The sequence below is a fragment of the Actinacidiphila epipremni genome (assembly GCF_012034175.1).
Classification (GTDB): Bacteria; Actinomycetota; Actinomycetes; order Streptomycetales; family Streptomycetaceae; genus Actinacidiphila; species Actinacidiphila epipremni.
This window is the reverse complement of the sequence record NZ_JAATEJ010000016.1, coordinates 1-26692: the sequence shown is the minus strand read 5'-3', so window position 1 is coordinate 26692 and position 26692 is coordinate 1. Positions and strand designations below refer to the sequence as shown.

28 protein-coding genes are annotated in these 26692 nt (G+C 72.9%); 19 read left to right on the top strand and 9 right to left on the bottom strand.

What is annotated here, in order from left to right:
• The first annotated feature begins 217 nt into the window (after positions 1 to 217).
• The 6 genes from HCN08_RS19560 to fabI all read left to right on the top strand — a co-directional run bounded on the left by HCN08_RS19560 (position 218) and on the right by fabI (position 5098).
• Positions 218 to 643: a globin family protein gene (locus HCN08_RS19560; RefSeq protein ID WP_167984450.1), complete on the top strand. Its 426-nt coding sequence runs from the start codon at positions 218 to 220 to the stop codon at positions 641 to 643.
• Entirely contained in the window at positions 640 to 1749 is a 1110-nt protein-coding gene (locus tag HCN08_RS19555) for a globin domain-containing protein (RefSeq protein ID WP_167984449.1), read from the top strand. Before HCN08_RS19560 ends, HCN08_RS19555 begins: the two co-directional genes overlap by 4 nt.
• Before the next feature lie 10 nt (positions 1750 to 1759).
• Positions 1760 to 2371 (top strand): hypothetical protein, encoded by a 612-nt coding sequence (locus HCN08_RS19550; RefSeq protein WP_167984448.1) that lies wholly within the window; start codon positions 1760 to 1762, stop codon positions 2369 to 2371.
• 180 nt (positions 2372 to 2551) lie between these two features.
• The gene (locus HCN08_RS19545; protein ID WP_167984447.1) at positions 2552 to 3460 is read left to right on the top strand and encodes a lytic polysaccharide monooxygenase auxiliary activity family 9 protein; all 909 of its coding nucleotides are present in this window, start codon (positions 2552 to 2554) and stop codon (positions 3458 to 3460) included.
• A 142-nt stretch (positions 3461 to 3602) separates the two neighbouring features.
• Complete coding sequence (fabG, locus tag HCN08_RS19540; RefSeq protein WP_167984446.1) at positions 3603 to 4322, top strand: 3-oxoacyl-[acyl-carrier-protein] reductase; 720 nt, start codon at positions 3603 to 3605, stop codon at positions 4320 to 4322.
• A 5-nt stretch (positions 4323 to 4327) separates the two neighbouring features.
• A complete protein-coding gene (fabI, locus tag HCN08_RS19535; RefSeq protein WP_167984445.1) occupies positions 4328 to 5098 on the top strand; it encodes an enoyl-ACP reductase FabI in 771 nt (256 codons plus the stop codon).
• Between the two features lie 34 nt (positions 5099 to 5132).
• On the opposite strand, the gene HCN08_RS19530 is transcribed toward fabI, so the two are convergent.
• Positions 5133 to 5816 (bottom strand): FadR/GntR family transcriptional regulator, encoded by a 684-nt coding sequence (locus HCN08_RS19530; RefSeq protein WP_167984444.1) that lies wholly within the window; start codon positions 5814 to 5816, stop codon positions 5133 to 5135.
• A 22-nt stretch (positions 5817 to 5838) separates the two neighbouring features.
• On the opposite strand from HCN08_RS19530, the gene HCN08_RS19525 reads away from it, so the two are divergent.
• From HCN08_RS19525 to HCN08_RS19515, 4 genes are all read left to right on the top strand, one after another.
• Positions 5839 to 7293: a CynX/NimT family MFS transporter gene (locus HCN08_RS19525; protein WP_167984443.1), complete on the top strand. Its 1455-nt coding sequence runs from the start codon at positions 5839 to 5841 to the stop codon at positions 7291 to 7293.
• A gap of 43 nt (positions 7294 to 7336) precedes the next feature.
• Entirely contained in the window at positions 7337 to 7459 is a 123-nt protein-coding gene (locus HCN08_RS36240) for an SGM_5486 family transporter-associated protein (protein WP_265738239.1), read from the top strand.
• A 233-nt stretch (positions 7460 to 7692) separates the two neighbouring features.
• Complete coding sequence (locus HCN08_RS19520; protein WP_167984425.1) at positions 7693 to 7944, top strand: hypothetical protein; 252 nt, start codon at positions 7693 to 7695, stop codon at positions 7942 to 7944.
• A gap of 108 nt (positions 7945 to 8052) precedes the next feature.
• Entirely contained in the window at positions 8053 to 8574 is a 522-nt protein-coding gene (locus tag HCN08_RS19515) for a SixA phosphatase family protein (RefSeq protein WP_167984442.1), read from the top strand.
• 61 nt (positions 8575 to 8635) lie between these two features.
• Here the strand turns inward: HCN08_RS19515 and serB are convergent, their stop codons facing one another.
• Positions 8636 to 9913, bottom strand: coding sequence for a phosphoserine phosphatase SerB (gene serB / locus HCN08_RS19510; protein WP_167984441.1), 1278 nt, complete (start codon positions 9911 to 9913; stop codon positions 8636 to 8638).
• 200 nt (positions 9914 to 10113) lie between these two features.
• Here serB and HCN08_RS19505 point away from each other — a divergent pair, with 200 nt between their 5' ends.
• Positions 10114 to 12723 carry an FHA domain-containing protein gene (locus tag HCN08_RS19505; protein WP_167984440.1) on the top strand — a complete coding sequence of 870 codons (2610 nt, stop codon included), beginning with the start codon at positions 10114 to 10116 and terminating at the stop codon, positions 12721 to 12723.
• A gap of 118 nt (positions 12724 to 12841) precedes the next feature.
• Here the strand turns inward: HCN08_RS19505 and HCN08_RS19500 are convergent, their stop codons facing one another.
• The 3 genes from HCN08_RS19500 to HCN08_RS19490 form a co-directional block, all read right to left on the bottom strand.
• Positions 12842 to 13678: a transglycosylase SLT domain-containing protein gene (locus HCN08_RS19500; protein ID WP_167984439.1), complete on the bottom strand. Its 837-nt coding sequence runs from the start codon at positions 13676 to 13678 to the stop codon at positions 12842 to 12844.
• A gap of 267 nt (positions 13679 to 13945) precedes the next feature.
• Complete coding sequence (locus tag HCN08_RS19495; protein WP_167984438.1) at positions 13946 to 14989, bottom strand: S-adenosylmethionine:tRNA ribosyltransferase-isomerase; 1044 nt, start codon at positions 14987 to 14989, stop codon at positions 13946 to 13948.
• A gap of 5 nt (positions 14990 to 14994) precedes the next feature.
• On the bottom strand, positions 14995 to 15747 hold the full coding sequence (locus tag HCN08_RS19490; protein ID WP_167984437.1) for an SDR family NAD(P)-dependent oxidoreductase: 753 nt from the start codon (positions 15745 to 15747) through the stop codon (positions 14995 to 14997).
• Between the two features lie 248 nt (positions 15748 to 15995).
• Here HCN08_RS19490 and HCN08_RS19485 point away from each other — a divergent pair, with 248 nt between their 5' ends.
• On the top strand, positions 15996 to 17147 hold the full coding sequence (locus tag HCN08_RS19485) for a GAF domain-containing sensor histidine kinase (RefSeq protein WP_167984436.1): 1152 nt from the start codon (positions 15996 to 15998) through the stop codon (positions 17145 to 17147).
• The gene (locus HCN08_RS19480; RefSeq protein ID WP_167984435.1) at positions 17140 to 17787 is read left to right on the top strand and encodes a response regulator; all 648 of its coding nucleotides are present in this window, start codon (positions 17140 to 17142) and stop codon (positions 17785 to 17787) included. The genes HCN08_RS19485 and HCN08_RS19480 overlap by 8 nt, the downstream gene beginning before the upstream one ends.
• Before the next feature lie 60 nt (positions 17788 to 17847).
• Here HCN08_RS19480 and HCN08_RS19475 read toward each other — a convergent pair whose 3' ends face one another.
• Positions 17848 to 18642 (bottom strand): hypothetical protein, encoded by a 795-nt coding sequence (locus HCN08_RS19475; protein ID WP_167984434.1) that lies wholly within the window; start codon positions 18640 to 18642, stop codon positions 17848 to 17850.
• A 107-nt stretch (positions 18643 to 18749) separates the two neighbouring features.
• Here HCN08_RS19475 and HCN08_RS19470 point away from each other — a divergent pair, with 107 nt between their 5' ends.
• From HCN08_RS19470 to HCN08_RS19455, 4 genes are all read left to right on the top strand, one after another.
• Positions 18750 to 19559 carry an ABC transporter ATP-binding protein gene (locus tag HCN08_RS19470; protein WP_167984433.1) on the top strand — a complete coding sequence of 270 codons (810 nt, stop codon included), beginning with the start codon at positions 18750 to 18752 and terminating at the stop codon, positions 19557 to 19559.
• Between the two features lie 42 nt (positions 19560 to 19601).
• Positions 19602 to 20033, top strand: coding sequence for an NfeD family protein (locus HCN08_RS19465; RefSeq protein WP_167984572.1), 432 nt, complete (start codon positions 19602 to 19604; stop codon positions 20031 to 20033).
• A 137-nt stretch (positions 20034 to 20170) separates the two neighbouring features.
• Positions 20171 to 21142, top strand: a complete 972-nt coding sequence (locus HCN08_RS19460; RefSeq protein ID WP_167984432.1) for an SPFH domain-containing protein — start codon at positions 20171 to 20173, stop codon at positions 21140 to 21142.
• A 183-nt stretch (positions 21143 to 21325) separates the two neighbouring features.
• Entirely contained in the window at positions 21326 to 22093 is a 768-nt protein-coding gene (locus tag HCN08_RS19455; protein WP_167984431.1) for a sulfite exporter TauE/SafE family protein, read from the top strand.
• A gap of 33 nt (positions 22094 to 22126) precedes the next feature.
• Here the strand turns inward: HCN08_RS19455 and HCN08_RS19450 are convergent, their stop codons facing one another.
• The 3 genes from HCN08_RS19450 to HCN08_RS19440 all read right to left on the bottom strand — a co-directional run bounded on the left by HCN08_RS19450 (position 22127) and on the right by HCN08_RS19440 (position 24277).
• Positions 22127 to 22630, bottom strand: a complete 504-nt coding sequence (locus HCN08_RS19450; RefSeq protein ID WP_167984430.1) for an HNH endonuclease — start codon at positions 22628 to 22630, stop codon at positions 22127 to 22129.
• Between the two features lie 260 nt (positions 22631 to 22890).
• Positions 22891 to 23430, bottom strand: coding sequence for a YbhB/YbcL family Raf kinase inhibitor-like protein (locus HCN08_RS19445; RefSeq protein ID WP_167984429.1), 540 nt, complete (start codon positions 23428 to 23430; stop codon positions 22891 to 22893).
• 49 nt (positions 23431 to 23479) lie between these two features.
• A complete protein-coding gene (locus tag HCN08_RS19440; protein ID WP_167984428.1) occupies positions 23480 to 24277 on the bottom strand; it encodes a sporulation protein in 798 nt (265 codons plus the stop codon).
• Between the two features lie 104 nt (positions 24278 to 24381).
• On the opposite strand from HCN08_RS19440, the gene HCN08_RS19435 reads away from it, so the two are divergent.
• The gene (locus tag HCN08_RS19435) at positions 24382 to 25017 is read left to right on the top strand and encodes a DNA-3-methyladenine glycosylase (protein WP_167984427.1); all 636 of its coding nucleotides are present in this window, start codon (positions 24382 to 24384) and stop codon (positions 25015 to 25017) included.
• Positions 25018 to 25123: 106 nt separating this feature from the next.
• Positions 25124 to 26386, top strand: a complete 1263-nt coding sequence (gene tyrS / locus HCN08_RS19430; RefSeq protein ID WP_167984426.1) for a tyrosine--tRNA ligase — start codon at positions 25124 to 25126, stop codon at positions 26384 to 26386.
• The last annotated feature ends 306 nt before the right edge of the window (positions 26387 to 26692 follow it).

Here is a 26692-nt window from a genome sequence, read left to right as displayed (position 1 = left end):
CCCGACGGTTGTAGAGCGGGAATTGTTCGACGGCGTATCAGCCGTGACCCGCCGATTACGAAGCCTTTGCCGATTCCCGTACAGGAGGGGTGAAACCCGAGGTCAGAACGCCTGCTGACGAAGCATTCAGTATCCAGGTGTCGTAATTCCCGGAATAACTCCATTGCTCCGGCCCGGACTTGTTCGGTCCACTCGGCTCTGGCTAGAGTCGGCCGCCATGACCGCAGACCTCTCGCTCATCCGTTCCAGCTTCGCAGTGGTGCAACCGCACGGCACCGAGGTGACCGCTTACTTCTACGACCACCTCTTCGCCCACAACCCTGGTGTGCGCCCGCTGTTCGCGCCGCACATCGACGAGCAGCGCGACCGGCTGTGGGCCGCGCTCGGCGCCCTGGTCGCCAACCTGGAGAACGCCGACACCCTCATAGGCATGCTGCAGAACCTGGGCCGCCGCCACGTGGGCTACGGGGCCCTGCCCGAGTACTACCCGGCCGTCGGCTCCAGCCTGATCGCCACCCTGGCCCACTTCGCCGGCGACGCCTGGACGCCGGAGATCGAGAAGGCCTGGGTCGAGATCTACGGTGTGATCAGCAGCACGATGATCGCGGCCGGCGAGACGGCCGGGGAGACGGCCGGCGCGTGAGCGACTCGCAGGCGCTGAGAGACTCCTTCGCGCTGGTCGGCAAGTCCGGGGACGAGGTGCCGCGGTACTTCTACTCCTACCTCTTCCTCATCGCGCCCGAGGTCCGGCCGATGTTCCCGGTCCACATGGGGTCGCAGCGTGACCGCCTGGTGGCCGCGCTCGGCCGGATCGTCGCGAACGCCGACGACCCCGACCAGCTCGTCCCGTTCCTCCAGCAACTCGGCCGCGACCACCGCAGGTTCCAGGTGATCGTGCAGCACTACGAGGCCGTCGGGCAGGCGCTGCTGGCCACCCTCGGCTACTTCCTCGGCGACGCCTGGACCCCGGAGCTGCAGCGCGGCTGGACCGAGGCGTACACCCTGGTCGCCGGCACCATGATCCAGGCCGCCGAGGACGACAGCGCGGTCAACCCGGCATGGTGGAACGCCGAGGTCGTCCACCACGAGCAGCGCGGCTTCGACCTCGCCGTGCTCACCCTGCAACTGGACCAGCCGATGGCGTACGCGGCCGGGCAGTCGGTGATGGTGCAGGCGCCGACGCTGCTGCCCAGCACCTGGCGCAACTTCACCCCGGCCAACGCGGCCCGCTCCGACGGGCTGATGGAGCTGCACGTCCGGGCGATCGACGGCGGCCTGGTCAGCCCGGCCCTGGTCTACCGGCTGCGGCAGGGCGACGTGCTGCGGCTGGGCGCCCCGATGGGCATCCGGCTGACGCTGCGGCCCTCCGAGGGCCGCGACCTGGTGATGATCGCCGGCGGTACGGGGCTGGCCCCCTTGCGCGCCCTGATCGAGGAGATCGCCTGGCACGGCCCGCAGCGCCGGGTGGACCTGTTCGTCGGGGCCCGCGACAGCCACGGCCTGTACGACATGCACACCCTCCAGCACCTGGCGCAGTCCCACCCCTGGCTGCGCGTCACACCGCTGGTGGGCGCGGACGCCGGCACCTTCGACAACCGCAGCCTCGCCGAGCCCGTGCTGCGCGCGGGCGACTGGCGCGGACGCTCCTTCTACGTCTGCGGCTCGCCGGCCACGACCTCCGCGACGGCGCGCGACCTGGTGAGGGCGGGCGTGCCCCACGACCTGCTGCACTTCGAAGACGTTCGGTGATCGGAGACACGTGACCGAGACAGGAGCCCCTTATCCGCCGGAGGAGCGCCGGGTGACGCCCGAGGCGCTGCGGACGATGACGTTCCCGCGCGCTCCGCTGACCCGCCGCGGCTACAGCGAGGAGCCGGTGCACGCCGCGCTGCGCCGCTGCGCGGCGGCCCTGACCGCGCTGACCGAGGAGAACGACCGGCTGCGCACCGACATGCAGCGGCACCGGGACTGGATCCGCGCCAACAACATCGGCGACGGCTCCGCCCCCACCGGTGTGCCGACCGTGGACGCGGTGCTGCAGCAGGCCCGCGCCCAGCAGTCCGCCGAGCAGACCGTCATCGCCGCCCGCGAGCAGGCCCGCACCATGGTCCGGGCGGCCAGGGCGCAGGCCGAGGCGATCCTGCAGCAGATGCGCGAGCAGGACAACCAGGCCGCCGAGGGCGCCCAGGAGGAGACCGAACGTCTCGTGTCCTACCTGCGCCAGATCGCGAACTCGCTGACCGCCACCGCGGACCAGTTCGCCGTCAAGCAGCCGCCCGCCCCGCAGGACACCGCCGGCCAGGCCGCCCCGGCCGCCGGCCCCTCGACGGCCACCGCCGCCGCCCAGCCCGGCGCCCAGCCCGGCGCCTGACCCGGGCGCCCGACCCCGGCGCCCGCACCCCCGGCGCCTGATCCCCGCGCATGATCCCCGCGCCGCCAACTCCCCGTACTGACCGGGCTCTTGGATTGGTCCAGGCCAATCTCTATGCTCGAAGGACCGCCCTCCTCGTCCGCATCAGCACCACCGCACGCACGACAAGGAGCCCCCCACATGTCAGTACGCCGCAAGGCCGCCGCCGTGGCCGCGGTCGGCGCCACCACCCTCGTCGTCGCCGGGCTGGCCCCCGGCGCGGCCAGCGCGCACGGAGCGCTCGACACCCCGGTCAGCCGGATCTCGGCCTGCTACGCCGAAGGCCCGGAGAGCCCGAAGTCCCAGGTCTGCAAGGACCTCGTCGCCGACAGCGGCACCCAGCCGCTGTACGACTGGAACGAGGTCAACATCGCCAACGCCAACGGGCAGAGCCGCACCATCATCCCCGACGGCCACCTGTGCTCCGCCGACCGCGACAAGTACCGCGCGCTCGACTGGGCCCGCACCGACTGGCCCGCCACCCCCGTCCAGGCCGGCTCCACCACGATCAGCTTCCGGGTCACCGCCCCGCACCGCGGGGTCATGACGCTCTACATCACCAAGCAGGGCTACGACCCGACCAAGCCGCTCAAGTGGTCCGACCTCGACGACACCCCCGTCGCCACCTACACCACCGCGGCCTCCTCGCCCGGCTACTACACCTTCCCGGCGACCCTGCCGGCCCGCACCGGGCGGCAGTTGATCTACCAGGTGTGGCAGCGCACCGACAGCCCCGAGGCCTTCTACGGCTGCGCGGATGTCGTCTTCGGACAGACCGCCGCGGCGGCGAAGGCGGCCACCGCCGACGTCGCCAAGGCACCCACCGACGCGCAGATCACCGCCGGCGAGTCGAAGTCCACCGTCGCCCACCACGGCCACGGCGGCGACGCACCGGTCACCGCCGCGAACGGCACCCTCGCGACCAGCAACGCCGCGTCCAGCACCGGCACCCTGGAGGCCGCGCTGTCCGGCAGCGCGATCCTGGCCAGCGGCGCGGTCGGCCTGCTGGTCTACAGCCGCCGCCGGGCCGCCGCCCGCACCGGCGACTGACGGCCACCGGCACACCCGGCCCCGGCCGGCTGTAGGAACCCGACAGGGGCCGGCCGGGGCACCCTGTCGGGGGCCGATTCCCCGGTTCGGGCCGGCGACCGATAGCTTTTCACGGAGATTCTCAACTTCTGAGGAGTGATCCGTGAGCCGCTCGGTTCTCGTCACCGGAGGAAACCGGGGCATCGGCCTCGCCATCGCCCGGGCATTCGCCGACGCGGGCGACAAGGTCGCCATCACCTACCGCTCCGGCGAACCGCCGGCCGACCTGGTGGCGCTCGGGGTGCTCGCGGTGCGCTGCGACATCACCGACGCCGAGCAGGTCGACCAGGCGTACAAGGAGATCGAGGCCGCCCACGGCACCGTGGAGGTGCTGGTCGCCAACGCCGGCATCACCCGCGACCAGCTGCTCATGCGGATGTCCGAGGACGACTTCACCGCGGTGCTGGAGACCAACCTCACCGGCACCTTCCGGGTCGTCAAGCGCGCCAACCGCGGCATGCTGCGGGCCCGCAAGGGCCGGGTCGTGCTGATCTCCTCCGTGGTGGGCCTGCTGGGCTCGGCGGGCCAGGCCAACTACGCCGCGTCCAAGGCGGGCCTGGTCGGCTTCGCCCGCTCGCTGGCCCGTGAGCTGGGCTCGCGCAACATCACCTTCAACGTCGTCGCACCGGGCTTCGTCGACACCGACATGACCCGGGCGCTCACCGACGAGCAGCGCGCGGACATCCTGGCCCAGGTGCCACTGGCCCGCTACGCGCAGCCGGCGGAGATCGCCGCCGCGGTGCGCTTCCTGGCGTCGGACGACGCCGCGTACATCACAGGAGCCGTCATCCCCGTTGACGGCGGATTGGGCATGGGTCACTGAACGACATGAGCGGAATCCTCGACGGCAAGCGCATCCTCGTCACGGGTGTGCTGATGGAGTCGTCCATCGCGTTCCACACCGCCAGGCTGGCCCAGGAGCAGGGTGCCGAGATCATCCTGACCGCCTTCCCCCGGCCCACCCTCACCGAGCGGATCGCCCGCAAACTGCCCCGCCCGGCCAAGGTCGTGGAGCTGGACGTCACCAACGGCGAGCACTTGGCCGGCCTGGAGGACGTGGTGCGCGAGGAGCTGGGCGGCCTCGACGGCGTCGTCCACTCCATCGGCTTCGCCCCGCAGGACGCGCTCGGCGGCAACTTCCTCAACACGCCCTTCGAGTCGGTCGCGACCGCGATGCACGTCTCGGCGTACTCGCTGAAGTCGCTCACCATGGCGTGCCTGCCGCTCATGCCGGAGGAGGGCGGCTCGGTCGTCGGCCTCACCTTCGACGCGAAGTTCGCCTGGCCGCAGTACGACTGGATGGGCCCGGCCAAGGCCGCGCTGGAGGCCACCTCCCGCTACCTGGCCCGCGACCTCGGCAAGCGCAACATCCGCTGCAACCTCATCTCCGCCGGGCCGATCGGGTCCATGGCCGCCAAGTCCATCCCCGGCTTCGCCGAACTCGCCGGCGTCTGGGACCACCGCTCCCCGCTGACGTGGGACATGGCCGACCCCGAGCCCGCCGGCCGCGGTGTCGTGGCGCTGCTGTCCGACTGGTTCCCCAAGACCACCGGCGAGATCATCCACGTCGACGGCGGCCTGCACGCCATCGGCGCGTAGCGCCGGCCGCGGGCTCGCCCGGACGCGGGGCGCGTCAGGCGCCCACCTCGCGGAAGCGGCAGTGGAAGGCGTGGGTACGCGCCTCCGCTGCCGCCCGCGGGGCGTCGCCCGCGGCGATCGCGGCGACCAGCCGGGCGTGGTCGAGGTGGTCCTCCGGGCGCAGCTCGGGGCCGATGTCGGCGTGCAGGAAGTCCCGCAGCACCTGGCCGAGGTCGGCGTAGAGGGCGGTCAGCACCTCGTTGTGGGAGCTGGCCACCACCGCCAGGTGCAGTGTCGCGTCGGCCTCGACGAAGGCGTCCTTGTCGCCCGACTCCCACGCCTGCTCGCGCCGCTCCAGCAGCGTGCGCAGCTGCCGCAGGTCGGCCTCCTCGCGCCGGCCGGCCGCCAGCTCCGCCGCCGTGGTCTCCAGCGCCCGCCGCAGCTCCGCGATGTGCAGCGGCTCGGCGTCCGCGAAGCGCCGCTGCATCACCCCGGCCAGCTCGCTGGTGGCCACCACATACGTGCCCGAGCCCTGCCGGATGTCCAGCAGCCCGTTGTGCGCGAGCGCCCTGACCGCCTCCCGCACGGTGTTGCGGGCCACCCCGAGCCGGTCCACCAGCTCCGGTTCGGTGGGGATACGGGAGCCCACCGGCCACGCGCCCGAGGTGATCTCGGCCCGCAGGCGGGCGATCACCTGGTCGGCGAGGGTGGTGGCGCGGGGCACGGGTCCAAGATTCATCCCATCATTCTATGATGGGTTCATGCGAGACGACGAACGCCGTGCCCTGGCCGCCCCGCCGACCCCGGCCGACGGCACCCCCACGGCCGCCGCCCACCCCGGCGGACCCGCGGAGACACCGGGCCGGGCCGCCCCCGTGAGCCGTACCGCGCCAACCGGCACGACGCGTACCGCCGCGACCGGCGCCAGCGCCCCGGCCGGCAGCACCGCCGCGACCGGAGCCGCCACCGGCAGCACCGCCGCGACCGGCGCCGGCGTCGTGCCCTGGATACGCCGGCTCGCCGTCGCCGGGCTGCTGCTCGCCGCGGTCAACCTGCGGCCCGCCGTCACCAGCCTCGGCCCGCTCATGAAGGAGGTCCGCGACGGCCTCGGCATGAGCGGCACCATGGCCGGCCTGCTCACCTCCGTGCCCGCCGCGTGCTTCGCGCTCTTCGGCTTCGCCGCGCCCCGGCTGGCCCGCCGCCACGGCCCCGGCGCCGTCGTTCTGGCCGGCATGGCCGCGATCACCGCCGGCCTGCTGCTGCGGCCCTTCGCCGGCAGCACCGTGCCCTTCCTGGCCGCCAGCGCGCTCGCGCTCGCCGGTATCGCCGTCGCCAACGTGCTGATGCCGGTCATCGTCAAGCGCTACTTCCCCGACAAGGTCGGTCCCGTCACCGGCCTGTACTCGATGGCCCTGTCGCTGGGCACCGCGCTCGCCGCCGCCGTGTCCGTACCGCTCACCCACGCCATGGGCCACGGCTGGCGGCTGGGCCTGGGCGTGTGGGCCGCGCTCGCGGCCGTCGCCGTCGTGGTGTGGCTGCCGCTGGCCCGCGACCGCGCCGCCGCGCCCCGGCCCGCCGCGCCTGCCACCGCCGCGACCGCGAGCGCCGGGCCCGCGGGCGCGCCGGCCGGCGAGCAGGGCCGGATCACCCGCAGCCGCACCGCCTGGACGATGGCCGCCTTCTTCGGCCTCCAGAGCACCGCCGCCTACGTCACGATGGGCTGGATGCCGCAGATCTTCCGCGACTCCGGCATCTCCGCCGGCCAGGCGGGACTGCTGCTCGCCGTCACCATGGTGCTCGGCGTGCCGCTGTCCTTCGTCATCCCGCCGCTCGCCGCCCGGATGCGCTCCCAGGGCCCCATCGCGCTGGTCCTGGCCGGCTTCCAGATCGCCGGCTTCGCGGGCCTGTGGGCCGCGCCCGCCGCCGCGCCCTGGGCGTGGGCGCTGCTGCTGGGCGTCGCGAACTGCGCCTTCCCGCTGGTCCTGACGATGATCGGGATGCGCTCACGATCCGGCGGCGGCGTCGTACGGCTGTCGGCCTTCGCGCAGAGCACCGGCTACCTGCTGTCCATCCCCGGCCCGATCCTGGTCGGCACCCTCAACCAGACCACCGGCGGCTGGGGCGTCCCGCTCGCCATGATGATCGCGCTCGCCGTCCCGCAGGCCGTCTGCGGCGTCCTGGCCGGGCGCAACCGGTACATCGAGGACGAACTGTGACCCCGGCCGGGGCGGGCGCGGCAGCCGGTGCCAGACTGGGCGCATGCCCGTACTCGAACCGAATCCCCCGCAGCCCCACCGCCGGCTGCTGATCCTGTTCGGCCTGATGATGGGGGTGCCCGCGATCGTCGCCGTGGTCGCCACCATCGCCGCCCGGATGGGATGAACGGCCCCCGCCCGAGCCGTCCCGCGAGGCCGTGCGGCTGACCCCGGGTCAGCGACCCTGACCCGACCCCGAGTCGGGGGTGGGGACAACCCCACCATCCCTGGGGGGTCAGGGTCAGGGTGACATGGGTGGACGGCCGGATGGGGCGCCGCCCCGCGCGGCCGTAGCGTCGAGGTGCAGCAGGACACCGCAGGAAAACGCACCCCGACGGCTCACCCACGGAGGCGGTCACCGTGACCACGCAGTCCCCGCACCTCTACGCCCGGCAGTCCCAGGGCGCACCCGCCGACCCCGCGGGCCGTACGCCAGGGAGCGTGCAGACCCGGCTGCCGTGGTGGGCGGTCGCGCTGCCCGCCGTCGCCTTCGCCGCGCTGCTCCTGCTGATCACCGGCGGCGGCGCCGGCGCCGCCGGCGCCGCACCCGCCGGCGACCTGCTCTCCCGGGCCGTCGCCGCGCTGTCCGGGCTGCTCGGTCACCTCCTGTGACGGTTACCCCCGCGGTGCGTACCGCATGCCGCGGGTAGCCCTGCCCGTACCCCCGGTGATCACCGCCATCGCGCGCCTGACTGCGGGTTTTCTGGAAAGCTGAAGGGCATGACCGTCGATTCGCCCCGCACCCTCGTCCTGCTCCGGCACGCCAAGGCGGACTGGCCGAACGTCCCGGACCACGAGCGTCCGCTGGCCGACCGCGGCCGGCTCGACGCACCGGCCGCCGGCCGCCGCCTCGCCGACGACGGCATCGCCCCCGACCTGGTCCTGTGCTCCACCGCCGCCCGCACCCGCGAGACCTGGAAGCTCGCCGCGCACGAGCTGCCGCACCGCCCCCGCACCGTCTACGAGGAGCGGCTGTACGACGCGAGCCTCGGCGAACTGCTCGCGCTGCTCACCGAGACCCCCGACGACGTCACCTCGCTGCTGGTCGTCGGCCACAACCCGGGCATGCACGCCCTCACCGAGGCACTCACCGGCTCCGCCGAGGACGCCCCGCTGGCCCACGTCAAGCAGACCGGCTTCCCCACCGCCGCCTTCTCCGTCCTGACCCTCACCGCGCCCTGGAAGGACGTCGAGCACGGCGCGGCCCGCCTCACCGGCTTCTGGACCCCGCACGAGGGGTAGCCCCGCCGGGGCGGGCCGTACGACGCGTACGACGAGTACGACGGGGGAGCCGCCGCCGGGCTCAGGGCGTGCGCACGCCGTCCATCGCGTCGGCGGCCTCGATCTCCTCACGCGTGACGCCCAGCAGGAACAGCACCGTGTCCAGGAACGGCACGTTCACCGCCGCGTCCGCGGCCTGCCGCACCACCGGCTTGGCGTTGAAGGCCACGCCGAGGCCCGCCGCGTTGAGCATGTCCAGGTCGTTCGCGCCGTCGCCGACCGCCACGGTCTGGCTCAGCGGCACCCCGGCCTGCCGCGCGAAGCTGCGCAGCAGCCGCGCCTTCCCGGCCCGGTCCACGATCGGCCCGGTCACCCGGCCGGTGAGCCGGCCGTCCACGACCTCCAGGGTGTTCGCCGCGGCGAAGTCCAGCCCCAGCCGCTCCTTGAGGTCGTCGGTGACCTGCGTGAAGCCCCCCGAGACCACGCCCACCTGGTAGCCGAGCCGCTTGAGCGTACGCACCAGGGTGCGCGCGCCCGGGGTCAGCCGGACCTCGGCGCGCACCTTGTCCACCACCGAGACGTCCAGCCCCGCCAGCAGCGCCACCCGGGCGTGCAGCGACTGCTCGAAGTCCAGCTCGCCGCGCATCGCCGCCGCCGTGACCTCGGCGACCTCCGCCTCGCACCCGGCGTGCGCGGCGAACAGCTCGATCACCTCGTCCTGGATCACGGTGGAGTCGACGTCCATCACCACCAGCCGCTGTGCCCTGCGCTGCAGGCCCGCCGGCACCACCGCGACATCCACCCCGCGGGCCGCCGCCGCGACCGCGAGCGCCGAGCGCAGCGCGACCGGCTCGGCGCCCGACACGGCGAACTCCACCGCCGTCACCGGGTACTTCGCAAGCCGGAAGATCCGGTCGATGTTGCCGCCCGCGCCGGTGATGACCGCCGTTATGGCCGCCGTGGACTGCGCCGTCAGCGGCCGGCCGAGCACCGTGACATGCGAACGCCCCTCGCCGCGCGGCCGGTTGTCGCCGACACCGGAGATGATCTCGGTGTCCATGCCGAGGCTGTCGGCCCAGCTGTGCACGGTCGCGCGCAGGTCGCCCTCCGTGCCGGTGCCGGGCGCGGGCAGCGTCACCAGCGCGCACAGCATCATCCGGCCCCGGGTGACGACCTGCTCGATGTCGACCACGTCCACGCCGTAGGCGGCCAGCGTGTCGAACAGGCCGGCCGTGATGCCGGGGCGGTCCTTGCCGAAGATCTTGACCAGCAGCGTCGGCGCGTCCGCGGCGGGAACGGCGGCGACGGGCTCCTCAGGGGCGAGGTGGCCGGCCGGAGCGAGGTGCGAGGCGTCGTTCATGGTCCTTCCACCGTATCCGGACCGCCCGCGGCCCCGCCGGTCCGTCCCGCGTGGCGGACAGCACCGGCCGGTGCGCCGCCGCGGGCGCGCGGCGTCCGCACCAGGCCGCTTTCTGTTACGAGACCGGGGCCTGCCATAGTTCCTCCGGATGTTCGCTATCCCTAGACTCCCCTCATGGGGGACAACACGGGGGAAGACAAGTGGGGTTTGGGGTGCCAGAACTCGTACTCGAACTGGACGGCAGGACCTGGACGCTCGACGTTTCGCGCTCCTACACGCTGGGGCGCGACCCGCGCAGCGACCTCGTCTGCAACGACGGACGGGTCTCATGGCGACATGCCACGATCCGGCACGCCGAGCGCGGGTGGGTGATCGAGGACCAGGGGAGCACCAACGGCACCTTCGTCCACGGCCAGCGCGTCCAGCAGTCGCAGGTGGGCCCGGGCACCACCGTCACACTCGGCAACGCCACCGACGGCCCGCGGCTGTCCTTCTCCGGCGGCACACCCGTCGCCGCGTCCGGCCCCGAGGCGTACGCCGCCCAGCAGGCCGCGCAGCCGGCCCCGGCACCGCAGCCGCAGGCCCAGGCTCCGGCCCCGGCCTTCCAGCAGAGCGCGCCGCCCCAGTACGCGCCGCCGCCGCAGGCACCGCCGGCCCCGGCGCAGCCGTACCCGCCGCAGCACGGCGGTGTGCCGCCGCAGGCGCAGAGCGGGGGCTGGCCGCAGCAGCAGCCGGCGCCGCAGTACATACCGCCGCAGCAACCACCGGCCGCCGGCCAGCCGGTGCAGCCCGGCCAGGGGGACCGCAGCCCGACGACGTTCCACCAGCTCGCCCTCGGCCGCGTCATGCGCATCGGCCGCGCGCTGGAGAACGAGCTGGTCGTCACCGACCTCCAGGTCTCCCGGCTGCACGCCGAATTCCGCGCCCACCCCGACGGGCGCTACGAGATCGTCGACCTCGGCAGCCACAACGGCACGTACGTCAACGGCCAGCCGATCCAGCGCCATCTGCTGGGCCCCAACGACATCGTCGGCGTCGGCCACTCCACCTTCCGGCTGGTCGGCGACCGGCTGGAGGAGTTCGTCGACACCGGCGCGGTGTCCTTCTCCGCGCGCCGCCTGTCGGTGACCGTGCCGCACGGCAAGACCACCAAGACGATCCTCAAGGACGTCTCCTTCGGTGTGCCGGAGAAGTCGCTGATCGGCGTGATCGGCCCGTCCGGCTCCGGCAAGTCCACGCTGCTGCGCGCCCTGACCGGCTACCGCCCCGCCGACCAGGGCGAGGTGCTCTACGACAACCGCAACCTGTACAAGCAGTTCGCCGAGCTGCGCCAGCGCATCGGCCTGGTCCCGCAGGACGACATCCTGCACAAGGAGCTCCAGGTCAGGACCGCCCTGCGGTACGCGGCCAAGCTCCGCTTCCCCGGTGACACCGCGACCGCCGAGCGCGAGGCGCGGATCGACGAGGTGCTGCGCGAGCTCAAGCTGGACATCCACGCGGACAAGAAGGTCACGTCGCTGTCCGGCGGCCAGCGCAAGCGGGTGTCGGTGGCGCTGGAGCTGCTGACCAAGCCGTCGCTGATCTTCCTCGACGAGCCGACCTCGGGCCTGGACCCGGGCATGGACCGCGACGTCATGAAGCTGCTGCGGGGCCTGGCCGACGACGGCCGCACGGTCCTGGTCGTCACCCACTCGGTGGCCGAACTCGCCCTGTGCGACAAGCTGCTGGTCATGGCGCCGGGCGGCTCGGTCGCCTACTTCGGCCCGCCGGACGAGGCGCTGACCTTCTTCGGCTACGACAACTGGGCCGATGTCTTCTCCGCGTTCGAGAACTACCGCGACTACGACTGGTCCGGCCGCTGGCGCGGCTCGCAGCACTACCAGACGTACGCCGCCCACCTGGACGCCGCCGCCCCGCAGGCCGCGCACTACATCCCCTACCAGGCGGCCCGGCCGCCCAAGCCGCAGGGCTGGGGCTCGCAACTGGTCACGCTGGTGCGGCGCTACCTGTCGGTGATCTTCTCCGACCGCGGCTTCATCGGGCTGATGGTGGTGCTGCCCGCGGTCCTGGGCGTGGTGAGCATCCTCGTGCCGGCCGAGCACGGCCTCGGGCCCGGCAACGCACCGGCGTTCAGCAACAAGGACGCCGGCACCATCTTGATGATCCTCGCGGTCGGCGCGTGCTTCGCGGGCTCCGCCAACTCGGTGCGCGAGCTCATCAAGGAGCGGGTGATCTACGAGCGCGAACGGGCGGTGGGCCTGTCCCGCTCGGCGTACCTGATGTCGAAGGTGATCGTCCTCGGCGTCATCACCGCGCTCCAGGGCGCCATCATCTGCGGCATCGGCTTCGCGCCGCGCACGATGCCGGCCGAGGGCGTGATCCTCAAGAGCCACCCGGGCTGGGAGATGACGCTGGTCATCATGGCCTTCGGCATCACCTCGATGATGGTCGGCCTGATCATCTCGGCGCTGGTGAAGACCGCCGAGAAGACCATGCCGCTGCTGGTCATGTTCGCCATCGTGCAGATCGTCTTCACCGGCATCCTGTTCCAGCTGTACGGCAAGCCCGGTGTGGAGCAGCTGTCCTGGCTGATGCCGGCCCGCTGGGCGGTGGCCGGCACCGGGGTCACGGCGAACCTCAACGTGCTGCTGCCGTGGGACCCGACGCACAAGACCAGCGACGCGCTGTGGAAGCACACCGCCGGCGCCTGGACGCTGGACATCGCGGTGCTGCTGCTCATGGCGGTGCTGTGCGGTGTCGTGGTGGCCCGGCTGCTGCGCCGGCACGAGCCCGAGGTCATGCGCAAGTAGATGCGCACGTAGGCGTTCCCGAGCGGAATCACCGTGACGCGCAAGGGCGGTGGGACGTGTCCGTCCCACCGCCCTCACGCGTCTGCGGATCTGCCCGGAACAGGCCGGTCAGGCGAAATCAGTACGCCGAGTTGACGTTGTCCATTCCGCCGTAGACGTGCCAGGCGTAGTTGCACGCGGCGGCGATGTTCGCGACCGGGTTGTAGACGTTCCACGACGTACCCGACACGTGGTACGCGTTGAAGGTCGGGTCGATCGTCTGGAGCAGGCCCTTGGAGGGAATGCCGTTCTTGGCGTTGATGTCCCAGAGGTTGATCGCGTTCGGGTTTCCTGAGGACTCCCGGATGATGTTGCGGTAAATGCCGTTGTAGGTCGGCACCGGAATGTTGTGCGCGGCCAGGACGGCGCGGGCCTCGCGGATCCAGCCGTCGAGGTTGTCGGGGTAGACGACCTTCTTCGGGGCCACGGCGGTCGCGACCTTGGGCGCGATCTTCTTCGGGGCGGCCTTCGGGGCGGCCTTCTTCGGGGCCGGCTTGAGCGCGGTGCGGTGCGTGGAGCGGTTCGCGGCCGGCTTGCTCTCGGCGCGCTTGGCGGCGTCGGCGGCGGCCTTCTTCTTCGCGGCGTCGGCCGCCGCGTCCGCGGCCTTCTTCTTCGCCGCGGCGTCGGCGGCTGCCTTGGCCTGCGCCGCGCTGTCGTCGGCCGCCTTCTTCTTCGCGGCGGCGTCGTCCTGGAGCGCCTTCTGCGAGGCGAGCCCGGCCTGCGCGTCCAGGTCCTTGACCTGCTGGCCCTTGTCGACGGCGAAGCCGGTCGGCTCGCCGCTGGCCTGGGCGGACCCACCGGTCACCTGGAGACCGGTGACGGCCAGGACAACAGCAGCCGCGGCGGCGGCACCGGCCGCCGTGATCTTGTGCTTCTTGGACAGTCGGCCGATCTTCGGGATCGTGGGGAGCTGCATGGAATGACCTCTTCCGGTTGCGGACCCGAGAATTCTTAGGGCCTGGCAAAACGGGGGTCAATGAAGGTTGCTACGAATAAGATTCGTAGGTCGGGGCGGAACGGCGGGTCACTTCCCGGCGGTGCCGCACGTATTGCCGGGACTCCTAAGCGACTACGTTGGTTAGTATGTGACGCACGTCCTGTCGGTTACCTCACACAGCAAAACCCCCGCGGTCGCGCCGGGTGACCGCGGGGGTGCTTTATGTGAGCCTTATTGAGGAGCCTTTTACGGCAGCAGCAGGTTCACGTCGCCGAACTCGTGCCACAGATAGCGCTCCTGGAGCGCAGCCGCGTACACCCGCTCCAGCAGCGCGTCCCCGGACACCGCCCGCAGCATCAGCAGATGCGACGCCTCCGGCTCGTGGAAACCGGTCAGCAGCCCGTCGACCACCCGCACCCCGCGCTCCGGGGTGACCACCAGCTCCGTCCAGCCCGAAGCCGCCCGCACCACCCCGCGCCCGTCGGCCGCCGACTCCAGCGCGCGCACCGCGGTCGTCCCCACCGCGATCACCCGCCCGCCGGCCGCCCGCGCCGCGTTCACCTGCCCCGCGGTCGCCGCCGGCACCCCGTAGGGCTCGGCGTACGGCGGCTCGTGCGCCTCGGCCGACGCCACGCCGGTGTGCAGCACGAGCGGCGCGATCTGCACCCCCCGGCTGACCAGCTCGGTCACCAGCGGCGCGGTGAAGGGCCGGGCCGCGCTCGGCATCTCCGCCGAGGCCCGGCCGTCCGGCGCCGCGGTCGCGAAGACCGTCTGGTACGCCGCCAGCGGCTGGTCACGCGCCGTGTAGGCGTAACGGATCGGCCGCCCGTGGCGCCGCAGGTGCCGCGCCGGGTCGGCGAGCGACGGCGCCGCCACCCACAGCCGGTCGCCGGCCGGGTCCAGCGGCGCCTCCAGCAGCAGCTCGCCGCCGCCGGCCAGCCGCAGCACCGCGCCCGCCGGGCCGCCCGGCCGGCGGACGGTGGAGCCGCGCCCGTCGGGGCGGCGCACCTCCACCACCCAGCGCCCGTCGTCCCGCCGGGTCGAGAAGTGCACCACCACCGGCTCGCCGGCCAGATCCGCGTCGATCGCCGCCGGCAGCGTCCTGGAGGTGTTCACCACCAGCACGTCCCCGGCCCGCAGCAGCCCCGGCAGCGCCCGGAAGGCATGGTGCTCCACCTCCAGGCCGGCCCGCCGCCCGACCAGCAGCCGCACCCCGTCCCGGCGGGCCGGTGGCGCCGCCGCCAGCGCTTCCGGCGGCACCCGCAGGCCGCGCAGGACCCCGGGAGCCACCGCCGTCACCGCCCCTCCCGCAGCCCGGCCCGCAGCTGCGCCACCGTGTAGCGACCGCTCGCCGCCCCCTCGTCCAGCAGCCGCAGCAGCACCGGCGCCACCTGCTCCGGCAGCGGGCGCGCGGCGAAGTCCGGGTCGTCCGGCACCGCCGCCGCGTACAGCGCGGTCCGCAGGTCCCCCGGGTCCACCGCCCACACGCGCACCGCCGGCTCCTCCACCGCCAGCACCGCCGACAGGTGGTCCAGCGCCGCCTTGCTCGCCCCGTAGCCGCCCCAGTCCGGATATGCCTCCACCGCCGCGTCCGAGCTGACGTTCAGCACCGCGCCGCCCGCCGCCCGCAGCGCCGGCAGCACCGCCTGCACCAGCGCCAGCGGCGCGGTCACATTGACCTCCAGCGCCTCCCGCAGCCCCGCCGGCGCGAGCTCCGCGAGCGGCACCAGCGGCTCGGCCCCCAGCGCACTGGCGTTGTTCACCAGCAGGTCCACCCCGCCCAGCCCCGCCGCCGCGGCCACCAGCGCCGCCCGGTGCCCCGGATCCGTGACGTCCCCCGGCACCGCCCGCACACCCCCGCCAGGAGCCGGCCCCGCCCCCGGCGCTGACCCCGCCCCCGGCGCCGCCCGCTCCAGCCCGGCCGCCGCCGCCCGCAGCGCCTTCGCGTCCCGCCCGTCCAGCACCAGCCCCCAGCCCCGCCCGGCGAGCTCCGCCGCCAGCGCCCGGCCCAGTCCCCGCGACGCCCCCGTGATGATCGCCACCGGCATGATCCCGCCCTCGTTCCCATGAGCGCCGCGATCCCTCACCCCCGTGAGGCCCGTCCTCCGGACGGCGCGGCTGCCGGCCCGGCCTTGCCGCCGGACCTCCTGCCCCTCACCGTAGGAACGGCCCCGCCGCGCCCGCGTCGGCCGCCCGCCGTACCCGCGCGGTCACAAGGGCGTAGGTCCAAAGTGCCCGGCCCCGCTCCGTCCCGCGGCGCATCCGGGCGCCGGCCTGCCGCCGGTACCGTGGAGACATGTCCAGCAGGCCGCCCCGAGGCGGGATCGAAGCGGTCAGCGCCGCGGTTCTGGCGATGAACCGCCGGCTGGAGGTCCGCGAGGTCCTGCAGACCATCGTCGGCTCCGCCCGCGAACTGCTCGCCGCCCAGTACGCCGCCCTCGGCGTGCCCGACGACCACGGCGGCTTCGCCCAGTTCGTCGTCGACGGCGTCAGCGACGAGGAGTGGAAGGCCATCGGCCCGCTGCCCCGCCAGCACGGCATCCTCGCCGCGATGCTGCACGAGACCACCCCGCAGCGCCTGGACGACGTCCGCGACTTCCCCAGCTTCGAGGGCTGGCCGCGCCAGCACCCCGTCATGCGGGACTTCATCGGCATGCCCGTCATGGACGGCGAGGAGATCCTCGGCGCCCTGTTCCTGGCCAACAAGCAGTGCGACAAACGCCCCGAGGAGCGGCACCGCTTCACCCAGGAGGACGAGGACCTGCTGCGCATCCTCGCCGACCACGCCGCGATCGCCCTGACCAACGCCCGGCTGTACGAGCGCAGCCGCGAGCTGACCCTCGTCGGCGAGCGGGCCAGGATCGCCCACGAACTGCACGACGCGGTCTCCCAGAAGCTCTTCTCGCTGCGGCTGACCGCGCAGGCCGCGACCGCCCTGGTCGACACCGACCCCGCCCGCGCCAAGGAGCAGCTGCGCGAGGTCGCCGGGCTCGCCCGCGAGGCCGCCGACGAGCTGCGGGCCGTCGTGGTCGAACTGCGCCCCGCGGCCCTGGAGGACGACGGGCTGGTCGCCACCCTGCGCACCCAGGCCGACGTCCTGAACCGCGTCCACGCCGCCAAGGTCACCTTCGAGGCCCGCGCGGTCCGCGCCCTGCCCGCCTCCCAGGAGGAGGTCGTGCTGCGGGTCGCCCAGGAGGCCATGCACAACGCGCTGCGGCACGCCCGCGCCCGGCAGGTCGACGTCCGCCTCGAAGGCCGCGGCAAGAGCGTACGGCTGCGGGTCGGCGACGACGGCCAGGGTTTTGACCCCGACTCGGTCCGCACCGCGGGCCGGCACTTCGGGCTGGCCTCGATGCGGGACCGGGCCGGCGCCGTCGGCGGCCGGCTCGACGTACGGTCGGCGCCCGGGCGGGGCACCGTGATCGAATTGGAGGTGCCCGGTGGCTGAGCACGTCATCCGCGTCCTGCTGGTCGACGACCACCAGGTCGTCCGCCGCGGCCTGCGCACCTTCCTGGAGGTGCAGGGCGACATCGAGGTCGTCGGCGAGGCCGCCGACGGGCAGGAGGGCGTGGAGCGCGCCGAGGAGCTGCGGCCCGACGTGATCCTGATGGACGTCAAGATGCCCGGCACCGACGGCATCGAGGCGCTGCGGCGGCTGCGCGCGGCCGGCAGCACCGCCCGGGTGCTCATCGTCACCAGCTTCACCGAGCAGCGCACCGTCGTGCCCGCGCTGCGGGCCGGCGCCGCCGGATACGTCTACAAGGACGTCGACCCCGTCGCGCTCGCCGACGCCATCCGCTCCGTGCACGCCGGGCACGTCCTGCTCCAGCCCGAGGTGGCCGGCGCGCTGCTCTCCCAGGACCAGGCCGGCGGCGCAGGGCAGGGCCGCGGCAACGCCCTCACCGACCGCGAGACCGAGGTCCTGACCCTCATCGCCGACGGCCGCTCCAACCGGGAGATCGCCCGCGCGCTGGTGCTGTCGGAGAAGACGGTCAAGACGCATGTGTCCAACATCCTCATGAAGCTGGACCTCGCCGACCGCACCCAGGCCGCCCTGTGGGCGGTACGCAACGGCGTCGGCGGCTGAACCCCGGCCGGACCCGCGCCCGTACCCGCCCGGCCGGACCCGCGCCCGGCCCCGTACCGGCTACGGGCGGCGCCGCTCGGCCTCCTCCACATACGCGTTGTACGCCGCGACCTGCGCCCGCCGGGCGGTGCGCTCCACCGGCCGCAGCAGCTGCGCGCGGGCCGCGATCTGCGACGCGCTCACCGCCGCCCCGTGCCCGTCCACCTCGGCGATCTCCACCAGCGCCGCGACCCGCTGCGCCAGCTCCAGCACCCGCACCGCCCGCGGCGGATACCCCGGCGCCAGCACCTCCCGGCCGCGCGCCGCCCGCGCCCGGTACGCCTCCAGCGCCGCATGCGCCGTCGGCCCGCCCGTCCCGGCCACGTCCAGCGCGGCCAGCGCCGCCGTCGCGTCCCGCAGCGCCTCCGCCAGCTCCCGCTCCGCCTCGCCCAGCGACGGCACATCGGCCGGCGGCGCCTCCCGTACCGGCAGGCAGCGCCACTCCACCTCCACGTGCACATCGCCGGCCGGGCCCGCCTCGTGCACGTCCGGCACCAGGCCGAGCGCGACCGCGCCCGCGGTCAGCACCGCCTCGCCGGCCTCCAGCGCCAGGTCGTTGAAGTGCGGCGGCCCGCTCAGGCCCAGCGGGTGCCCGGCCACCGGCAGCGCCAGCCGCAGCCCGGTCACCCCCAGCGCCCGCAACCGGCCGAGCCCCAGCGTCAGCCCCACGGGGCCGTGCTCGCCCGGCAGGTCCACCATCCGGTGCACGGCGTCGCCGCCGATGATGCGCTGCGCCACGTCGTCAGGGGCGGCAAGTCCGGCAAGCAGGGCATTTCCCCATGCGGCCAGCCGCCCGGAGCGAGGTTCATCAAGCATGCCCCCAGCCTATGGACTGGACCGCTCGCGCGGTGGCGTAAGTTTTCTCCAGGGGACACCTCCGCGGACGTGCCGCCCCGGCACCACCGGAGTCACACGACTGTGAAATGGGAGACAACGCGCTCATGAGCGATGTGCTGGAGCTGGTGGACGTATCCGTGGTCCGCGACGGACGCGCTCTGGTGGACCACGTGTCGTGGTCGGTCGCGGAAGGCGAGCGCTGGGTCATCCTCGGCCCCAACGGCGCCGGCAAGACCACCCTGCTCAACGTCGCCTCCAGCTACCTCTTCCCCACCCACGGCACCGTCTCGGTTCTCGGCGAGAAGCTCGGCAACGTCGACGTCTTCGAACTGCGCCCGCGCATCGGCATGGCCGGCGCCGCGATGGCCGAGAAGATGCCGCGCCGGCAGACCGTCCTGGAGACCGTCCTCACCGCCGCCTACGGCATGACCGCCACCTGGAACGAGGGGTACGAGCAGGTCGACGAGGACCGCGCCCGCGCCTTCCTCGACCGGCTCGGCATGAGCGACTTCCTGGACCGCAGGTTCGGCACCCTCTCCGAGGGCGAGCGCAAGCGCACCCTGATCGCCCGCGCCATGATGTCCGACCCCGAACTGCTGCTGCTCGACGAGCCCGCCGCCGGACTCGACCTCGGCGGCCGGGAGGACCTGGTCCGCCGCCTCGGCCGGCTCGCCCGCGACCCGATCGCACCCGCCATGATCATGGTCACCCACCACGTCGAGGAGATCGCGCCCGGCTTCACCCACGTCCTGATGATCCGTCAGGGCAAGGTCGTGGCCGCAGGCCCCCTGGAGACCGAACTGACCTCCCGCAACCTGTCGGTGTGCTTCGGCCTGCCGCTCGTCGTCGAGCGCCGCGGCGACCGCTTCACCGCCGCCGGCCTCCCGCTGTCCTGAGACCGGACGCGTACTGCCCCAACAGCCCTGCGCGGCCCTAGGATTGATGTCGTGGACGCATGGGTGTGGTGGCTGATAGCCGCAGTGGGACTCGGCATCCCGCTGGTGATCACGGCAATGCCCGAGTTCGGAATGTTCGCGATCGGCGCGCTCGGCGGAGCCGCCGCGGCGGGTATGGGCGGCGGCATCGTCGCCCAGGTCATCACGTTCGTGGTGATCTCCGTCGCCCTGCTGGTGTTCGTACGCCCGCTGGCCTACCGCAACCGGCAGCACGCCGGCCAGCGCAGCGGCGTCGACGCCCTCAAGGGCCGGCAGGCCGTCGTACTGGAACGGGTCGACAGCGGAGCCGACGGGCGCATCAAGCTCGCCGGCGAGGTGTGGTCCGCGCGCTCCCTGGAGGAAGGCCGGGTCTTCGCCCCGGGCGAGCATGTGGATGTCGTCGAGATCGACGGAGCGACCGCCGTCGTCATGTGACGGCGCACGGCGGGGCAACCGCCGCCCACGGGCCGGGAATTCGCCGAACCCCGCCCGCGGCGGGGGGCTGCTCTGCCAAGATCGATCATGTCGGAGTTACACCGTATTTCCGCTGGCAACCGGCGCGGGGAGTGGACATGCAGCCCATCATCATCGTCCTGATCATCCTGGTGGTGCTCGTCTTCATCGCGCTCATCAAGACGGTCCAGGTCATTCCGCAGGCCAGCGCCGCCATCGTCGAGCGCTTCGGCCGCTACACCCGCACCCTCAGCGCAGGCCTGAACATCGTGGTGCCGTTCATCGACACCATCCGCAACCGCATCGACCTGCGCGAGCAGGTCGTGCCGTTCCCGCCGCAACCGGTGATCACCCAGGACAACCTGGTGGTGAACATCGACACCGTCATCTACTACCAGGTCACCGACGCCCGCGCCGCCACCTACGAGGTCGCCAGCTACATCCAGGCCATCGAGCAGCTGACCGTCACCACGCTGCGCAACATCATCGGCGGCATGGACCTGGAGCGCACCCTCACCTCCCGCGAGGAGATCAACGCCGCCCTGCGCGGCGTCCTGGACGAGGCCACCGGCAAGTGGGGCATCCGCGTCAACCGCGTCGAGCTCAAGGCGATCGAGCCGCCCACCTCCATCCAGGACTCGATGGAGAAGCAGATGCGCGCCGACCGCGACAAGCGCGCCGCGATCCTCACCGCCGAAGGTGTCCGGCAGTCGCAGATCCTCACCGCCGAGGGCGAGAAGCAGTCCCAGATCCTGCGCGCCGAAGGCGAGGCCAAGGCCGCCGCCCTGCGCGCCGAGGGCGAGGCGCAGGCCATCCGCACCGTCTTCGAGTCCATCCACGCCGGCGACCCGGACCAGAAGCTGCTCGCCTACCAGTACCTCCAGATGCTGCCGAAGATCGCCGAGGGCGAGGCCAACAAGCTCTGGATCATCCCCAGCGAGCTCAACGACGCCCTCAAGGGCCTCGGCGGGATAGTCAACCTCCCCGGCGTCCCCGGCAACGGCAACAACGGCGGCGGTGGCGCCGGCGGCGGTACGGGCGCCACGACCCCCGCGCCGCGCCGCGAGTCCGCGCCCTTCGACAAGGACTGACGCCCCCGCGAGGACCGGCGCCCCCCGCAGGGACCGACCCGCCCGCCGCGCCAGGGCCCACTACCCGGGCCCTGGCCAGGGACTGAGACACCCCGCGGCCCACCCACCCCGCTGTGACATGATCACAGCGCCCCCCTCGACCGGACCGGCGGGGAGGAGGCGCCACGACCATGGAGCGCGCTCATGTCCCCAGCCGAAGCCCTCGCCGTGCTCGCCGCAGGAGTCGGCGCGGGCACCATCAACACCATCGTCGGCTCCGGCACCCTGCTGACCTTCCCGGTACTGCTGGCCGTCGGCCTGCCCCCGGTGACCGCCAACGTCTCCAACGCCCTCGGCCTGGTCCCCGGCTCCCTCACCGGCGCCATCGGCTACCGCCGCGAACTGACCGGCCAGCGCGACCGGCTCGTCCGGCTCGGCACCGTCGGCCTGCTCGGCGGCGCCACCGGCGCGATCCTGCTGGTCACCCTGCCCTCACAGGCCTTCCACGCCATCGTGCCGGTGCTCATCGCCGCCGCCCTCGTCCTGGTCGTGCTGCAACCCCGGCTCTCCCGCACCGTCCAGGCCCGCCGCGCACGCCAGGGCGCCGACGCCCCCGCCCACGGCGGCCCGCTGCTGCCGGTCGGCATCTTCCTCGCCAGCGTCTACGGCGGCTACTTCGGCGCCGCCCAGGGCGTCATCTACCTCTCCCTGATGGGCCTGCTCCTCGACGAGACCCTGCAACGCGTCAACGGCCTGAAGAACGTCCTGGCCGCCCTGGTCAACGGCGTCGCCGCGGTGCTCTTCATCATCGTCGCCCACATGGACTGGGCCGCGGTCGGCCTCATCGCGGCCGGCGCCACCCTCGGCGGCCTCATCGGCGCCCGCGTCGGCCGCCGGCTGCCGCCCACCGCGCTACGCGCCCTCATCGTCGTCGTGGGCGTCGCCGCGATCGTCCAGCTCCTCGTCGACTGAGCCGGACCGCACCCGCGGCGACGCCCCCGTCCCTCACGCCGGGCGGGCCAGCCACTCCGGCAGCCCCGCACGGTCCCGTACCCCCAGCGCCAGCAGCAGCGCGTCCGCCGGCGTCGGCTCGAACGGCTGGGTCAGCAACCGCATCCCCGCCTGCTCCGGCGTACGGTCCGCCTTGAACTGGTTGTCCTGCGCGCACGCCGCCACCGTGTTCAGCCACGAGTCCGCGCCCCCGCGCGACCGCGGCACCAGGTGGTCGACCGTCGTCGCCCGCCGGCCGCAGTACGCGCACCGGTGCCGGTCACGCACCAGCACCCCGCGCCGCGACCACGGAGCACGTTGTCGGAACGGCACCCGTACGTACCGGCGCAGCCGGATCACCTGCGGTACGGGGATGTCCATCGCGGCGGCGCGGATCCGCAGCCCCGGATGCGCCTGCTCCACCACGGCCTTGTCCTGCATCACCAGGACCACCGCCCGCCGCAGCGACACCGTCGACAGCGGCTCGAAACTCGCATTCAGCACCAGCGTCTCACGCATTCCGCCCACCTCCCGTGGCCCCCGCTCCGCCCGGCGGCGAAGTGGCACCACTGTGCCCGCGTGTTTCCCTCCCGGACAACGCAATTTCCCCCGGGCGGACGGCAGATGACCGGGGGAGAAGGAGCGCGGGAAGAACGCGGAAAAAGCAGGGGGGACGGACCGCGCCCCGGACACCGGGCGCGGTCGGGCGACCCGGCGCCCGGGGCGCGCCGGCCGGCGCGGGCCACCCGGTCCCCGGGACCGGGCGCCCGCCCGCCGGCTCAGCCGCCCGCCGGCACCTCGTACTCGGCGACCAGCTGCGCCCGCGCCAGCGTGTGGAACCGCAGGTTGAAGCCCACCACCGCGGGCGACGCACCCGCGTCCGCCCCCAGCTTGTCCTGATCCACCGCGTAGACGGTGAAGACATAGCGGTGCGGCCCGTCACCGGCCGGCGGCGCCGCCCCGCCGAAGTCCCGCGTCCCGTAGTCGTTGCGCGCGTGCACCGCACCGTCCGGCAGCCCCGCGAAGTCCCCGGACCCCGCCGCACGCGGCAGCTCCGTCACCGACGCCGGGATGTCGAACAGCACCCAGTGCCAAAAACCGCTCCCGGTCGGCGCGTCCGGGTCGTAGCACGTCACCGCGAAGCTCTTCGTCTCCGCCGGGAAACCCTCCCACCGCAGATGCGGCGAGACGTTCCCCTCGGCGTACACATGCTCGTCGGGAAGCGTGTCCCCGTCCCGGACGTCATCGCTCACCACGGTGAACGCCGGCACCTGCGGGTGGAAGTCATGGGGGAGGGGAGGCCGCGCTTGCTCGGACACCTCGGCACCTTTCGATCGAACGTCACTCGGACAGTCCGAGCGTAGAACCCTAGAACCAGTTCCGCTTCGCTCCCACCTCGGCCAGCCACTGATGGAGGTAGCCCGCCCAGTCCGTCTGCTCAAACGACTGCATGTCCATCACAAAAGACCGATACGTGTCCCCGCCACCGAACAGCCCCGGCTTCTTGTCCATCTCCATCACCACGTCCATCTCCCGCCCGTCGGCCACGAACGTCAGCTCCACCTCCTTGAGCCCCTTCTTGTACTGCTCCGGGACCTTGAACTCGATCTCCTGGTAGAACGGCAGCCGCTGCCGCGTCCCGCGCACATGCCCCTTCTCCAGGTCCGCCCCGTGGAAGCGGAAGCCCAGCCGCCCGAACGCGTCCAGCAGCGCGTCCTGCGCCGGCAGCGGATGGATGTTGACCGGGTCCAGATCGCCCTTGTCCACCGCCCGCGCGATCGCCAGCTCCGTCGTCACCCCGACGTTCATCCCGGTCAGATGCCGCCCCATGAACATCGTCACCGGCGTCTCCCACGGCACCTCCAGCGAGAACTGCACCGTGTGCACCGCCCCGGCCTTCAGCTCGAACTCCCCGCCGATCTGCTGCGTGTGGAACTCGATGTTCTGGTGGTACTCGACGTCGTTGCCCTCGGCGTCCTTGCGCTCCACCTCCACCCGGGCCTGCAACCCCACCGACAGCCCCTGGATGCGCTGCTCCACCGAGCCGCCCTGGATCCGCACCTCGCCCTGGACCACCCCGCCCGGCGTCACGTCCGCCGTGAACAGGTCGGTCTCCACCGACGCCCCACCCGCACCCAGAGACGCCATCAGCTTCTTGAAGCCCATCGAGGACACCCTTCTCCACCGGTCCAGTGCACAGTTCTTGGCGAACTCTACGAACGCAGAGCGCACCCGGCTGGTTCCACACCGCTCAGGTACGCTCAAGACCCGTGATCACCGCACCCGACCGGACCCCGCTGGACCGCTCCTTCTTCGACCGCCCGGTCCTGGAGATCGCCCCCGACCTCCTCGGCCGCGTCCTCGTCCGGCACACCGACGACGGCCCGATCGAACTGCGGCTCACCGAGGTCGAGGCGTACGACGGCCCCAACGACCCCGGCTCCCACGCCTACCGCGGACGCACCGACCGCAACGCCGTGATGTTCGGGCCGCCCGGCCACACGTACGTCTACTTCACCTACGGAATGTGGCACTGCCTCAACCTGGTGTGCGGCCCCGAAGGCACCGCCTCCGGAATCCTGCTGCGGGCCGGCGCGATCACGACCGGCGCGGACCTGGCCCGTATCCACCGCCCCACCTCGCGCAAGGACAGCGACCTCGCCCAGGGCCCCGCCCGGCTCGCCACCGCCCTGTCCGTCGACCGCGCCCTCAACGGCGCCGACGCCTGCGCCCCCGGCGGACCCTTCCGCATCCTCACCGGCACCCCGCCCGACCCCGCCGCCCTGCGCACCGGCCCGCGCACCGGCGTCGGCGGCGCCGGAGCCGACCACCCGTGGCGCTACTGGATCGCCGGCGACCCCACCGTCAGCCCTTACCGTGCGCATGCCCCGCGCAAGCGGCGGTAGCCTGAACCGCCCGGCAGAACCACCTGCCCTCGGCAGGACCGAGCAGGACCGAGCAGGACGCAGCAGAACCAGGCAGAACCCAGCAGAACCAAGGAGACACGAAGCCGTGACGGACATCGTCGACGACCTGAAGTGGCGCGGGCTCTTCTCGCTGTCCACCGACGAGGACGCCTTGCGCAAGGCCCTCGCGGACGGTCCCGTCACCTTCTATTGCGGCTTCGACCCGACCGCGCCCAGCCTGCACGTCGGCCACCTCGTCCAGGTCCTCACCATGCGCCGCCTCCAGCTCGCCGGCCACCGCCCGCTCGCCCTCGTCGGCGGCGCCACCGGCCTGATCGGCGACCCCCGCCCCACCGCGGAGCGCACCCTCAACGACCCGGAGACGGTCGCCGGATGGGTCGACAGCCTGCGCGGCCAGATCGCCCCCTTCCTGTCCTTCGAGGGCGACAACGCCGCCGTCCTGGTCAACAACCTCGACTGGACGGCCGACCTGTCCGCGATCGAGCTGCTGCGCGACATCGGCAAGCACTTCCGGGTCAACAAGATGCTCACCAAGGACTCCGTCGCCCGCCGGCTGGAGTCCGAGCAGGGCATCAGCTACACCGAGTTCAGCTACCAGATCCTCCAGGGCATGGACTTCCTCCAGCTCTACCGCCGGCACGGCTGCACCCTCCAGCAGGGCGGCAGCGACCAGTGGGGCAACCTCACCGCCGGCCTCGACCTCATCCACAAGCTGGAACCGGGCGCCGAGGTCCACTGCATGGCCACCCCGCTGATGGTCAAGGCCGACGGCACCAAGTTCGGCAAGACCGAGGGCGGCGCCGTCTGGCTCGACCCGGAGATGACCACGCCCTACGCCTTCTACCAGTTCTGGCTCAACACCGACGACCGGGACATCTCCACCTACATGCGCATCCTGAGCCTGCGCGACCGCGCGGAGCTGGAGGAGATGGAACAGCTCACCGCCGAGCGCCCGCAGGCCCGCACCGCCCAGCGCGCCCTCGCCGAGGAGCTCACCACCCTGGTCCACGGCGCCGGCCAGTGCGCCGCCGTGATCGCCGCGTCGAAGGCGCTTTTCGGCCAGGGCGAACTCGCCGACCTCGACGAGCGCACCCTCGCCGCCGCCCTCAGCGAGCTCCCGCGCGCCGAGGTCACCGAGCTGGCACCGGTCGTGGACCTGCTGGCCAGGACCGAGCTGGTCGCGAGCAAGTCCGCCGCCCGCCGCACCGTCAAGGAGGGCGGCGCCTACCTCAACAACGCCAAGGTGACGGACGAGGACGCCGTCCCGACCGCCGCCGACCTCATCCACGGCCGCTGGCTCGTCCTGCGCCGCGGCAAGCGCAACCTGGCCGCGGTCGAGGTGCGCTGAGCGCCCTGGCGCGACCCTGACCGAAAATCCATGTTTGAACGGCGGCCGAGCTTGACTCGGCCGCCGTACGTGCGTAACGTAGTCCGAGTCGCCAAAACGGTGAGAGACCTGGTTCACACCGGCTTCCACCGCCCGAGCGGCCACCCACTACCTACGTCCTCCCGTACTGCGGGACGGTTTTCGGCGCGCCCGGAAATCGAATCCGCGGACGGAAACAACCGATTATGAATCGGTGCGGGAGTCGGGTAAGCTGGGAAACACGAAGGGAAAGCCCGGAGGGGCCGGTGAAACGGCCGCGAAGGAAGT